Below are 13674 nucleotides of genomic sequence, written 5' to 3' on the forward strand. Positions count from 1 at the left end.
CGCACAATTTTGTCAGCTTAAGCGTACAAGTAACGAAGTTTTTGACGCTAGGCGTACTTTTAAATTTTACCTAAGATGAACTCATACAGGAACAGGACGTTCCGGAACATAAAACAATAACAAAGTGTTCACCATCAGGACTGTGAAGCAAGACAGGAGTCATGCTTAAGTATCCATATAGAAAAAGCCCGACAGGATGTCGGGCTTTTTCTTTGTTTACAATTCCGCTCGTTTTGTAGAAACAGAGCATGTCTTTAAATTGGACTGGCGATAAAAAATCCCCTAAGCCGAGCCTTAGGGGAGGAAAGTGAAGTGAGCCGGTTGTGATTATTATGCTGATTACATGAGCTGTGACTGCATCAACAATTATGCTGATTTAGCCTGCACAACTTGCTGCTGTTGAGCTTCCAGTTCACGAACCAGTGGCAACACTTTTTCGCCAAAGTATTCCACTTCTTCAATGAAGTGGAGAAAACCTGAGAGAACCAAATCGACGCCTACACTTTTGAGTTCCACAATGCGTTCTGCAATTTGTTGTGGCGTGCCAATCAGATTGGTTTTAAAGCCGTCGTTATATTGAACCAAATCTTCAAAAGTAGATTTTGCCCAGTTTCCTTCGCCTTCTTTGGTGGATGCACCTGCTTCACGAGTTGCATCGCCAAAGGCATTGACCGCTTCGGTATTGGCATTGTCGATAATCGCTTGAAGCACCGCTTGGGCTTCTTCCCCCGTATCTCGGGCAATAATGAAGGCATTCACCCCGATTTTGACCTGATGGTTGTTGGCTTTGGCTTTTTCACGAATATCATCGATTTGCTTTTTCAACTCAGCAGGGCTATTGCCGTTGGTGAAGTACCAATCGGAAACACGGGATGCCATGTCACGTGCTGCACGTGAACTGCCACCTTGAAAGATCTCGATATGCGGTTTTTGCACCGGTTTTGGAGATAGGGTGTAGTCTTTAAATTGATAGTATTTACCATCAAAACTAAAGTTATCCTGCGTCCAAACGCCTTTTAGGCTACGAATGAATTCTTCAGAACGCGCATAGCGTTGATCATGCTCGGGCCATTCTTCTCCAATCGCATCAAACTCACCACGGAACCAACCACTCACGACATTAATCGCAATACGGCCATTGGTGAGATGATCGATGGTCGCCAATTGTTTCGCAGCCAGAGCTGGTTTCCAAGGGCCGGGTAAAATCGCTGCAATGACTTTGAGTTTTTCAGTTTTGGCCAAAATTCCATGGCTGAAACTAACCGATTCGTGTTGATTTTCCGCGTTATAGCCTGCGGTAAAACGAATTTGAGTCAGCGCATAATCAAAGCCACTTTTTTCTGCAGCTTGTGCCAAACGCACGTTATAGTCGTAGCTCCAATCGGTACGCTGTTCAATATTACTGACCACCAAACCACCACTGACGTTTGGTACCCAGTACGCAAATGTAATGTTTTTTTCTTGTACTGACATTTTGCAAACCCTCGGGATCGAATTGTTATGCTGTGGTGTTTAGGCCACTTGCGTTTTTGGCTTTTTACTATGCAGTCGAGCTTCAGCGGCATCCAAACTTGGAACGGCTGCAGAAGGAAGGACTTCTTCTTGCTCGATTTGTTTATTAATGCCCAAGTTTTGGTTGGCTTGTTGAGACTTGGCTTTCACCACTTCAGCACGCTGACCTTTGGCTGGAGCCCATTCCAAAATCGGCAGTGCACGTGCTACTGCAAGGGTAATACGGTCACGTAATAATTCACTGTGAATGGTGTATTTAGGCGTGAAGTCTTTATCAGTTGCATACACACCAATTGGTAATGTTTGCGCTTGGAAGAAGCTGAATAGTGGACGCAGTTGATGTTCAAGCACTAAGGCATGGCGTTCAGAACCACCCGAAGCTGCAAGCAAGACAGGTACATCGACCAATGCAGTTTGTTCGACAAAGTCAAAGAAGTGTTTAAACAGGCCTGTAAATGAAGCACGGTAAACTGGTGTTCCAACAATCAGTGCATCAGCAGCTTCAACAGCAGCAAGGTCATCTTGTACACGTTGTGGCAATTGGTTACGGTAAATCGCGCCACCTAATAAATTGCCAATTTCACTAAACTTAATAAAATGCACATTGATTGGAGTTGCATCACCGAGTTCATCAACAATAGCTTGTACCAAAGCTTCAGTTTTAGATGGATTGTTTAGACCACCTGACACAGCAACAATATTCAGGGGTTTTTGTAGATTAACTTGAGACATTTTTTAAACCTAAAAGTGTGGTTTCTCGGAATGCCTTTTATTAATCCCGATGGGTGGATCACTGTAAAATAACGAAAATCAGAAAAGTTATCTGATTTTTAGATATGTTGGAAAAACCACAAGATTCGTGAAATATCAAATTTTAAACTGTTGATATTTCAACATATAATGCTTAGATATAAGCATTTTTACTGTGTTGATAAAATTTATATGAAAATATGATTAGATTTAAAGATTTATAGAAAATGTGAAAAAAGACGCATTTTAGGTGAAAATCTACATTTTAAATGCAAAAAAATAAGTTCTTGCATATCCTTCACATAGCATGTGTGGTTAGAATAGGGTCATTGTGCACAAGATCTCTCACGTTGCTTATGAATATTTTAATCGTTGATGATCACCCGCTGTTTCGTCATGCTTTAATTCAGGCGGTTCGTTATAGTTTGCCTCAGGCGCAAATTCATGAGACTGCAGCAGTCAATGAATGCTATGAACGTCTTGAAAATGGCCCTGAGCCTGATCTTGTGTTATTGGATTTAAACTTGCCAGGTGCTTCAGGCTTTTCTGCCTTGGTGCATATTCGCGCACAATATCCATCGATTCCAATCATTGTGGTCTCTGCGCATGAAGAAGCGTCGATTATCCAACGTGCGATTGCACATGGCGCGATGGGTTATATTCCAAAATCTGCGCATCCGAGCCACATTGGTGAAGCGATTCGTCAAGTCTTAGAAGGCGAGATTTGGTTGCCACCAAATTTACCTGCCAATATGAACTTTGATCCACGTGCTGCAGATGAAACGGCATTGGCAGAACGTATTCAGTCTTTAACACCGCAACAATTCCGCGTGTTGATGATGGTGGCGGAAGGTTTGTTGAATAAACAAATTGCCTATGAGTTAGATGTATCTGAAGCAACCATCAAAGCACATGTGACGGCGATTTTCCGTAAGTTGGGCGTACAAAACCGAACTCAAGCCGTATTGGCAATTAATGCATTGAATATTGAAGAAAAGAAAATTTAAGGATTTTTTCCATAAAAAAAGACCTCCACGATGGAGGTCTTTTTTTATGCTGTTTAAGCGCTAATGCTGGCGCTCGATCATTTCGGTGTAAATGCTGTTAGGTCTTTATATGCGGTTTAAAAGCAATAGAGCAATGCAACTTAACAATGACTTAAACAAACTACTTCAACTTAAGCAATATAGTCTTGCTTAGGCGTCAGATCGGTACAGTACAAAGGGTTGAGCGCACATTGTAATTCATCAATTTGTTCATCGGACACATAGCCGCGCGCTTTGAGATAATCCGCGACACGGTCATCACGTAAACTCAGGAAAGCCGCATCATAAACACCCAAATCCACAAATAGGGCTGCAGTTTCTAAGCTGTTAAAACGATCCAGATAAACATCATTGTCATACATCAGGAAGATATGGTCTTGCTTGGAGTTGGCATCGACATTCAAACGTTGTGCCAATTCAAATGGCGCTGTTTTAATAAACAGTAAATCAGATAATTCATCAAACTGTGTTTTATCCAGCTGGTTTTTGTCGGTTTTGACTTTACCGAGCCACGCTTTAAACACCAAAACCGCACCACCACGCAGTAGCATGCTCCAAATCTGATGACGGGTGTCCAAACCCAAGCCATTGGATTCTGCTTCTAAATTTTGCAGCAGTAGGTCTTCTTGCTCTGCCAGTCGATCGAATAAGCCAAGGCCTTGAGGTTTGTAGGCATTCGGCGCAAAGACATCAAAATTCAGTTCATCAAACACTTGTAACGCGAGAGGAACGGCACTGCGATAGAGTGTTTCCAACGCTTCGACTTGCACATCACTTAATTTGCTGAACTTAAATAGCTGACGCCAATCGATCTCTGGCAAAATGGCATTGGCACCATACTGACGATGAAACTGTAGATTTTGATCAAAACCATGCGGCATTGTTTCTGAAATATTCACAAGATCACTCCTAATATGCGGGGGAGATCAGCTTCTCAAGTGTTGAGTTATGACGCTTCTTGAATTGGCTTGAAACTGATCAACTTCTTATGAATATTTTTAAAACGAACGGCCGCAGCTAAATATACGACTAAAGTTTTAGTTTTTATTTTTGGTTATAAAAATATGATTTAAATCAAATAGATTTTTAATTGTAACTAAGTGTACAAGTGTTCACTCACGCATTCGATATCTTTTGCCATAGGCAATCTTAATTTGATATTTATGGCTAATAAATAGACGAAATATCGGGGCTATTTTGAATGGTCTTGCCGTTGAGACAAATTTTTTTGCCAGTTAGGTAAGTTTAAGTAAAAGCAAGGTAAACAAAAGCCCATTTCATGTGAATGAAATGGGCTACTTTTCACAGAGCGATGTCCTGTAACAACGCTACTGATTTGAAATTTTTAAACCAGATAACCATGAACGCAGTGAAGCCGGTTTCAATGGTTTTTTCAGTAAGACGATGTTTAACTCTTTTAGACGTTGCGGTAGTTCAGGATCAGAATCTGCGGTAATCAGCGCCACAGGGACATTTTCCTGACGGTTATCTAAAATAAAGTCGAGACCGATCTTGTTGTTATTCAAGTGTTGGTCAACCAACCAAACTTGAATATTTTCTTGTTGAATCAACTCCATGGCCTGTTCAGGTTCAGTGGCTTTAAAGACTTGATAGCCCCATTTGGTCAGTAAGGTCGACATCCCTTCCAAAATGGTTTCATCATTGTCTAAGCACAGAATCTTATAGGCTTTGGTCTTCAGCGGAACCGCTTGAGTCGGTGCAGCGACCACTTTTGGCGCAGCGACCACAGGCACTTCAATCATAAAACACGAACCATGACCAAGTTCTGAGAACACATGCACCGGATAGTCGAGTAGGCTGGTCATGCGTTGCACGATGGCTAAACCTAAGCCCAGACCTTGTTCGCCCCATGGAGAGGTATGTCCACAGCGTTCGAACTCTTGGAACAACTTAATGCGTTGTTCTTCCGCGATCCCAGGACCTGTATCCCAAACGCCAATACGAATATGTCCTGGACGTGCTGAACGTAGCACACCGACAACCACACGACCACGTGCCGTATAGCGTAGGGCGTTGCTGACGAAGTTTTGAATAATACGACGAATCCACTGTGGGTCGGTGTCAATCCAGAACTGAGCATCGTGTACGGTCAGTTTGATATTACGCTGTGCCGCAATCGATTTAAATTGAAGTTCAAGATCACTGAGTAAGTCATGCAGCGGATAAGGCTGACGTTTTGGTTGAATGGTTCCACCTTCGAGTCGTGCAATGTCCAATAGGGCAGAGAGCATACTTTCCGCACCATGCAGCGCACGATCTAGTTGCTGAAGCGTTTTACGATCATCGTCATTTTGTACGCTTTGCTCGAGGGCGGTACTAAACAGACGCGCAGCATGCATCGGTTGCAATAAGTCATGGCTTGCGGCAGCGATAAAGCGGCTTTTCGACATATTGGCTTTATCGGCTTGTTCACGTGCCAATTGTTGTTCGGACAGGGCATCTGCCAACTGTTGGGTACGATCTTGCACACGCCCTTCAAGCAATGCTTCATTTTCACGGAATGCGGTAATATCGGCAAAGGTCGTCACGAAACCGCCGCCTTCGATCGGATTACCACGCATCTGAATTACACGGCCATCTTTACGAATCCGTTCAAATTCGTGTGCGCTGCCGACTTGCATCCAATGCATGCGTTTACGCACATGTTCCTCGACTGAACCGGGACCACATTCGCCGCGTTCAGCGTTATAACGAATCAAGTCTGAAATTGGGCAACCGACATAGACAATGTCTTTTGGATAATCAAACAGTTTGAGGTATTGATTATTCCATGCCACCAAACACATATTTTCATCAACCACGGACACACCTTGAGTCATATGGTCGATCATGGTCATGATCAGGTTTTGGTTAAAGCGCTGCCACTGTGAGGCTTGGTCAAGAATATTTGCGACCTGACCGAGTGCTAAACCATTATTGACCATGGCTGTGGTGAGTAGGGTACGGGCAGATGCCGCACCGATGGTGCCGGCAAGATACTGTTCGGTAAAACGCCACCACATGCCGTTGGCGCTGCTATTTTCATTCAAAACGACATTGTTTTGTGCGCAGAACTGGTTGAAGGCGCGCATAGTTGGACCTTCACCGGTAATGCGTTTTGCCAAAGTAATCAGATCACCTACTTTTAAGCGTGCCACATCATGGTGAATATAGCTGATGTCGTTTGATGTACTTTGAGCCGGGAGGGGCTTGGTTTCATAATAAAAGAAACTTTCGGCCTGAATTTGCTCGGCAACACTTGGACGGAAGACGCGGGAAATCCAAATATAGAGGGTGATATTTAAACCGAGTGCCCAAACTACGCCATGGGTAAGTGGATCGAAAGATTCAAACCCTAACAGTGCTTCAGGACGTAACCAACTCAAGCCTAGCGGACCCTGACTTAAAAGATTTTCGGTAAATGTTTTAAATTGTTCAGGCAGGCTACGCAATACGGTTGGTAATAACAGGGTATAAGCCCACATGCCAAAGCCGACCAACAGACCTGCATATACGCCTTGCTTACTTCCGCCGCGCCAATATAAACCACCAATTAACGCCGGTGCAAACTGTGCCACAGCACTGAAGGCCAATAGGCCAAATACCGATAATTGGTCAATGTCATTGAAGAAATGGAAGAACAAGAAGCCCAATAACATGACCGCTAAAATACATACACGACGTGTGAATTTCAGTACGAGTGGTAGGCGTTTGTCATGACGTGACAATAAGCGTGTACGCCACAGTGCAGGCATGATCAAGTCATTACTGAGCATAATCGACAAGGCCACTGACGACACCAACAGCATACCTGTCGAAGCTGAAAAACCACCGAGAAATGCAAGTAAGGTCAACCAGTCTTGGTTATAACTCAAAGGCAGTGAGAGCACAGCAACATCGGGGATTGCCAAGTAGGCAGGTGCTGCATGCAGCGCCCAACTGGCAATCGGGATGATCGCGATAATAGTTAAAATCAGATAAATGGCAAACCAACGACGAGCACCACGGATATGCTTTTCATCTCGCAGTTCAACCACCGCGACATGGAACTGACGTGGTAGACAAATAATCGCTAATGCAGCCAATAAAGTTTGAATCCAAAAGCTTTCTGGCACACCTTTGAGCTGAACATCTTTAAAGGTGGTGTTGATGTCATGGCTGATTTGAGCCATGTTTTCAGGTGATTCAAAAACAAAGAAAAATGCGACTGCAAGTAGTGCAAACAGCTTGACGAAAGACTCAAATGCCACAGCCAACATTAAGCCGCCGTGCTGTTCAGTATTGGCAATCTGTCGTGTCCCAAACATCATCGCCAAAATCGCCAATACACCAGTCAAAAACAGCACACTATTGGTGGTGCCGGTCAGACCAGCGGTCGGTTCTAAAATGACCGTTGCACTTAGGGCAATTGCACGTAGTTGCAAGGCTAAATAGGGAATAATGGCAATCACGGCAAGGATCGTGACTAATGACGCTAAGGGGCCACTTTTACCATATCGTGCTGCTACAAAGTCGGCAATCGATGAAATGGCATGATGCTGACGGACACGGCCTAAACGTCGCCAAATATCATAGCCGAGCGCAACAAATAGCAGCGGTCCTAGATAGATCGGCAGGAAAATAATGCCCTCACGAACCGCGGCACCTGTTGCGCCATAAAACGTCCAAGATGAACAGTAAACCCCTAAAGTTAGACTAAAGAGAAGCATTCTGCCGCGAGTACTGAGCCTACTGGCATGCTTTTCACCAAAGAATGCACATACAAAGAGTAATGCGATGTAAAGGGCCAATACCCCGACGATAAGCCAACTATTCATAGAGCCTGCAGCATATTAATTCTCGCTTAATGATAACGCATCCATAGGCTTAGGGAGGTTATTGCTAAAATTTAACGACCAAAGTCTAAATTACAAGAGATAAGGAACATTGGTAAGTTTAGCTTCGAAATAATTCGAATTAGAAAATTGCGCGCCAAGGTTCGGCGTAAGGAGAACATTATGGATGAGAGACAGGTAGAACAAATTCTACAGAATCCAAAATTTAAGGAAATGGTTAGCCGTAAAAGTAAGTTGAGCTGGACTTTGACGATCATCATGTTGGTGGTCTATGTCGGCTTCATGCTACTTGTGGGCTATAACAAAGAGTTCTTGATGCAATCCGTGAGTGGTGGTGTAACCACGATTGGTATGCCATTAGGTTTGAGCATTATTGTATTGTCATTCCTGCTCTGTGGTGTGTATTCGTACATTGCAAATAATAAATTAGATGCATTAAACGAAGAAGCAATGCGTGAAGTAGAAGCAATTACTCAAGAAAAAGGACTTCACTAAGATGAAATGGAATTCATTGAAAGCAACAGCACTGGCGGCTCCCGCTCTGCTCATGTCAAGCATGGCAATGGCAGGACCAGATTTAGGTGAAGCACAGCAGCAAGCGACCAACTGGCACGCAATTATCATGTTTGCCATCTTTGTAGGTTTTACGCTGCTAATTACTAAATGGGCTGCAAAACAAACTACCAACACTGCAGATTTCTATACTGCTGGTGGTGGTATTTCAGGTTTCCAAAATGGTCTAGCGATTGCCGGTGACTATATGTCAGCAGCATCGTTCCTCGGTATTTCCGCAATGGTATTCAGTTCAGGCTTTGATGGCTTGCTGTATTCATTGGGCTTTATGGTGGGTTGGCCAATTGTATTGTTCTTAGTAGCAGAGCGTCTGCGTAACTTAGGTAAATTCAACTTATCTGACGTTGTATCGTTCCGTTTGGCTGAAAAACCAGTACGTACATTGGCAGCAATGAGCTCGCTGGTGGTTGTAGCGTTCTACCTAATCGCACAGATGGTGGGTGCAGGCCAGTTAATCAAACTACTATTCGGTTTGAACTACAACATTGCGGTTGTGATCGTTGGTCTACTGATGATGGCGTATGTAATCTTCGGTGGTATGTTGGCAACGACTTGGGTACAGATCATTAAAGCAGTGATGCTACTTTCTGGCGCAACGTTCATGGCATTCATGGTCATGAAGGGCGTGGGCTTCAGCTTCTCTGAAATGTTCTCACAATCTATTCAAGTTTTCTCTAAAGTTCACGAAGTGACTTTGGCAGAAGCGGGCAATATTATGGGGCCTGGTAAATTGGCTGCAAACCCAATTGATGCGATCTCTCTAGGTCTGGCATTAATGTTCGGTACAGCAGGTTTACCACACATCTTAATGCGTTTCTTCACGGTTAAAGATGCCAAAGAAGCGCGTAAATCAGTGGTTGTAGCAACAGGTTTCATTGGTTACTTCTACCTACTGACTTTCATCATTGGTTTTGGTGCGATCCTTTACGTTTCAAACAACCCACAATTCCTTGATGTTGCAAAAATGGCGGTAACTGGCAAGCTAGAGCTTGTTGGTGGTAACAACATGGCTGCGGTGCATTTATCTGATGCATTAGGCGGTGATTTGTTCATGGGCTTCATTTCAGCGGTGGCATTCGCAACGATTCTTGCAGTTGTTGCAGGTCTAACATTGTCTGGTGCTTCAGCTATTTCACATGACTTGTATGCAAACGTATTCAAGAAAGGTCAAACAACGCCAGAATCTGAACTTCGTATGTCTAAAATCGCGACTTTAGGTCTTGCGATCTTCGCGATGATTTTAGGTATCTTGTTCGAGAAACAAAACGTTGCATTCATGGTTGGCTTGGCATTCTCTGTAGCAGCATGTGCAAACTTCCCAGTACTTGTATTGTCTATGTTCTGGAGAGGCTTGACCACTCGCGGCGCAGTGATTGGCGGTTTAGTAGGTCTGCTTACAGCAGTGACCCTAATTATCTTATCTAAAGCAGTTTGGGTAGATACATTTGGTATTTCTGAAACACCAATTAACCCGTTCAATGGTCCTGCAATCTTTGCAATGCCATTAGCATTCATCTGCTGCTGGTTGTTCTCTGTGACTGATAATTCAGCACAAGCACAAGCTGAGCGTAAAGCATTCGATGCACAGTATGTACGTTCACAAACTGGTATTGGTATCTCTGGTGCTTCAGATCACTAATCTGAATCGCCTAAAAAGCCCCTAATAAGGGGCTTTTTTTATATTTAGTGAATGATATGACGCAGAGGTTTGTAGACAAATCTCTGTCCTATTTGCGTGTATAATTTTCTCCATTGATCGACATTTTCCAATGGCCTTGATCATCTTGATAAGGCGAGCGCTGAATGGTGAATTGTTGAGAGAAATTATCCTGACCGATGCTAAAGCTCTGATCACCAAAACTGCTCAAATGGGCTTTTATTCGCGACTGTTCAGCACCACTGAAGGTTTGGTTGGCAATACTTTTTTCAGTATGTTCTTGATGGTAATACGTCACTTCGCCCGACGATTTGATCACTAATTCACTGTGGTTGTTTTGCCAAGTCCCCACATAATTTTCATGGCCTTTGAGGAGCGGACTGTTTTGTGTACAGGCAGAGAGCATGAGCAGACAGAGGGGAGCAAATACGAGATGTTTTTTCATAATTAAATCTACCACGTAGGAGATTTCTTTAAATGTGCGCCTGAATGCTGAAACTTACAATAGGCTTTTTGAGGCTCATAGGTGATAAAAAAACTGAGGCAGAACAGTAGGCATATGTGATGTTTTTCAGGACACGCTCAACAAATCTTTGCAGTAGAAGAAACTTGCTTCATGCTAATTTAAAATCAATCAGTTGATGATGCTTCAGATTGATCATTTCAGCGCATGATAAAAAAATATAGAGATTGAACATAATGCAAGGATTCGTGGATTTTTGGAGAAGCTTTAGACTTTTACCCTCAGCATGGCTGTTACTGGTGCAGTTTCTGATCTTGGTTTTAACCGCGATTACCCGAGAAAGTCTGTCTTTTCGTGCGCTAATTTGGGTACTTGGGGTGTCGGTACTATTGATCATTGCCAAAGTGATTCGCCAAACTCCAATGTTTACGATTCTAGGACTGAGTTTTGTTGGCTGCGCCGTATTGTTTTCTACTTTGATTATGCTCGGTGTAAATCATCCGAATATTCAAATTATTGCGCATGGTTTTGAAGCCTGTGCGTATTTTAGTGCAGCCTATGGCTTATTACGCTATATGTTTGCCGATCGCTATTTAACCAAAGATGAACTTTTTGCAGCAGGGGCAGTATTTACCCTCATCGCATGGGGTTTTGCTTTTCTCTATAGTATTTGTCAGCTGATTTATCCGGATAGTTTTGTAAATCCTGCAGAGCCGGGCATGCAGTCGTGGTTAGATTTATTATTTTTAAGTTTTAGTTTGCAGTCTGCCACGGGCTTGTCGGATCTCATGCCTGTGAGTGCGCCTGCACGGGTCTTGGCTATGCTTCAAATGTTCTGTGGGGTGATGTATTTGGCTCTCATCGTTTCACGCTTAATTGCATTGCAATATATTGCCCATTTACCGGAACGCCATGAGCCCAAAGACAAATAATGGCAGGAAAAAAAAGGACGCAAATGCGTCCTTTTTGGTATTCAGTATCTAATATGAATTAGAAACGGAATTTAGCGTTTACGCCAACAGTTTGAGTGTCGCCGATAAAGCTTGTTTCAGTCGCTTTAGCTGCTTCATAGTTAGCATTTACATAGCTAGCACCAACTGCAACAGCAGGAGTGATGAAGTAGTTTACGTTCGCGCCCCAAGCTGAGTCTGGAGTACCAGCAAAGCTAGATTCAGCGTAAGAAGCACCAACGCTTAATTTAGGAGTTACGAAAAGATCAGTTTTGAATTGGTAAGCAGTGTCATCACCGTAGATGATGCCTGATTCGAAACCAATTGCCATGTTAGTGTCGTCGATTGCGCCAACATATTTAGCACGTGCAGTGATAGCGTCTTGGTCTTGACCAATAGTCGCAGCTTCTGCAGCAGCTTTAGCAACACCGTTGCCCATAACGTTGAACGCGTCAACAGCAGCTTGGTCAGCAACGCTAGTGTAACCAACAGCAACTAAGAAGTTTTGAGTTGGAAGCGCACCAACTTCTAATGCATAACGGTCGCCGTTGTCTTCTAATACTTTAGATGCTTGGTTTTTAGAATCTAAAATAGTGTGGCTGTAAGACGCGCTTGCATATACAGGAACAACTTTAGTTGGAACATAAGCTTCAGCTTTAGCACCAAAGTTATGAGCAACTACGTCAACACCTTGTGAACCAACTTCGCCGTAGTTGTAAGCAACAGCTACGTTAGAAGCTTGGTTTAAGAATGCAGCTTCTGCTAAAGGACCTTTTGTAGAGTCAACATTTTTGAAGTAGTAAGTACCTTGAACACCACCAATGAAATCTTTGTCATTTGTAGTTGTGTCGATGTATTCTGCTTGGCCTTGAACTTCAAATTGGTAAGCTTGAGCACCGGTCATGGCTAATAATAAAGCAGTGGCTAAACCGAGTTTTTTCATGATTTTCTACCAGTTGTTACAAATGGATTAAACATTGAGCATTGTATTGTAACAATATATTAAGTCAATGATCCTAAAGGTTATTATTCAGTCTCTGACTCAGATCTTTATTTCATAATAAGAAATTCAGTTTTTACTCTAACTAATAAGTCACTGAAAAAAAATCATTGAGAACAATTAAGTAAGTTTGATTAAATTCTTAATTAAAAAAATACACTTGAAAAAATACACAACTTTTCAATCTGAAATAACAATTATTATTGTTATTTTAATTCAAAATAACATTTATTGTAGTGGGTAAATTCTAACGCTTTTCACGCATTTGAAGAGATAAATTGCGGCTTTGACTGCCGAATTGTTGGGCAAAAACTGTTTATTTGCATAGTAAATGGACGTTTTTGTTTTAAATCTGAGGTCTACTTCACTTAAATGAATATCTTAGTGATAAATTTAATATCCTTGTGAAATACTTGGCTTTACATCAGGTTTTATTTGATTCATAATTTGCCAATCGAGTCGTCACACAGTTTAAAAGTGTGACTTTGACCCTGATTCTCCATCATTTGTTTTTTATTCGCCCAGCTTTCCCCAAGGTTGGGCTTTTTTTTTGTCTAAAAATGGAACTTTACCGCAAAGATTATAGATAAAACGGAGATGGAATAAAAATAAATGCCCTTTTATGGTGCATATATTATTGAATTTATCATCGAGTTCAGTAGGTCCAGACAAAAAAATCCTGATTTTCATGGAAAATCAGGATTTTTTAGCCAAAATTTTCGGGAAACTAAAATATTCTGCTGAGGAAGAAATTTAGTGTGCCCTAATACGGTGCATTCTGCACCAATTTATTGCAATTGTAAATATTTATTTAAGCAAGTTCATAAAAAAATTTATTCCTTTCAAATATGTTGCTGTTTTTTAGCAAATTATCTCGTTTTAAAATGA

10 protein-coding genes are annotated in these 13674 nt (G+C 42.3%); 4 read left to right on the forward strand and 6 right to left on the reverse strand.

Annotated elements, in window-relative coordinates:
• Window positions 1-366: 366 nt before the first annotated feature.
• Together sfnG and msuE are read right to left on the reverse strand one after the other, a co-directional pair.
• Window positions 367-1473 carry a dimethylsulfone monooxygenase SfnG gene (gene sfnG, locus FTU38_RS01440; protein WP_180002713.1) on the reverse strand — a complete coding sequence of 369 codons (1107 nt, stop codon included), beginning with the start codon at window positions 1471-1473 and terminating at the stop codon, window positions 367-369.
• 39 nt (window positions 1474-1512) lie between these two features.
• Window positions 1513-2244: an FMN reductase gene (gene msuE, locus FTU38_RS01445; RefSeq protein WP_180110413.1), complete on the reverse strand. Its 732-nt coding sequence runs from the start codon at window positions 2242-2244 to the stop codon at window positions 1513-1515.
• Between the two features lie 374 nt (window positions 2245-2618).
• Here msuE and FTU38_RS01450 point away from each other — a divergent pair, with 374 nt between their 5' ends.
• Window positions 2619-3269 carry a response regulator transcription factor gene (locus FTU38_RS01450; RefSeq protein WP_078190543.1) on the forward strand — a complete coding sequence of 217 codons (651 nt, stop codon included), beginning with the start codon at window positions 2619-2621 and terminating at the stop codon, window positions 3267-3269.
• A gap of 170 nt (window positions 3270-3439) precedes the next feature.
• Here FTU38_RS01450 and FTU38_RS01455 read toward each other — a convergent pair whose 3' ends face one another.
• Both FTU38_RS01455 and FTU38_RS01460 read right to left on the reverse strand, forming a co-directional pair.
• A complete protein-coding gene (locus FTU38_RS01455; RefSeq protein WP_171525947.1) occupies window positions 3440-4189 on the reverse strand; it encodes a hypothetical protein in 750 nt (249 codons plus the stop codon).
• Window positions 4190-4636: 447 nt separating this feature from the next.
• Window positions 4637-8125, reverse strand: a complete 3489-nt coding sequence (locus tag FTU38_RS01460; RefSeq protein ID WP_078190541.1) for a PAS domain-containing hybrid sensor histidine kinase/response regulator — start codon at window positions 8123-8125, stop codon at window positions 4637-4639.
• A 180-nt stretch (window positions 8126-8305) separates the two neighbouring features.
• On the opposite strand from FTU38_RS01460, the gene FTU38_RS01465 reads away from it, so the two are divergent.
• Both FTU38_RS01465 and FTU38_RS01470 read left to right on the forward strand, forming a co-directional pair.
• Window positions 8306-8638, forward strand: coding sequence for a DUF485 domain-containing protein (locus FTU38_RS01465; protein WP_078190540.1), 333 nt, complete (start codon window positions 8306-8308; stop codon window positions 8636-8638).
• A gap of 1 nt (window position 8639) precedes the next feature.
• Window positions 8640-10355 carry a cation acetate symporter gene (locus FTU38_RS01470; protein ID WP_180108842.1) on the forward strand — a complete coding sequence of 572 codons (1716 nt, stop codon included), beginning with the start codon at window positions 8640-8642 and terminating at the stop codon, window positions 10353-10355.
• 88 nt (window positions 10356-10443) lie between these two features.
• On the opposite strand, the gene FTU38_RS01475 is transcribed toward FTU38_RS01470, so the two are convergent.
• On the reverse strand, window positions 10444-10818 hold the full coding sequence (locus tag FTU38_RS01475; protein ID WP_180008801.1) for a hypothetical protein: 375 nt from the start codon (window positions 10816-10818) through the stop codon (window positions 10444-10446).
• Between the two features lie 254 nt (window positions 10819-11072).
• On the opposite strand from FTU38_RS01475, the gene FTU38_RS01480 reads away from it, so the two are divergent.
• Window positions 11073-11768: an ion channel gene (locus FTU38_RS01480; RefSeq protein WP_180049774.1), complete on the forward strand. Its 696-nt coding sequence runs from the start codon at window positions 11073-11075 to the stop codon at window positions 11766-11768.
• A gap of 58 nt (window positions 11769-11826) precedes the next feature.
• Here the strand turns inward: FTU38_RS01480 and omp33-36 are convergent, their stop codons facing one another.
• Entirely contained in the window at window positions 11827-12729 is a 903-nt protein-coding gene (gene omp33-36, locus FTU38_RS01485; protein ID WP_180110414.1) for a porin Omp33-36, read from the reverse strand.
• Window positions 12730-13674 lie beyond the last annotated feature (945 nt).

It is taken from the genome of Acinetobacter sp. YH12098, from assembly GCF_013419235.1.
GTDB classification, from domain to species: Bacteria; Pseudomonadota; Gammaproteobacteria; order Pseudomonadales; family Moraxellaceae; genus Acinetobacter; species Acinetobacter amyesii.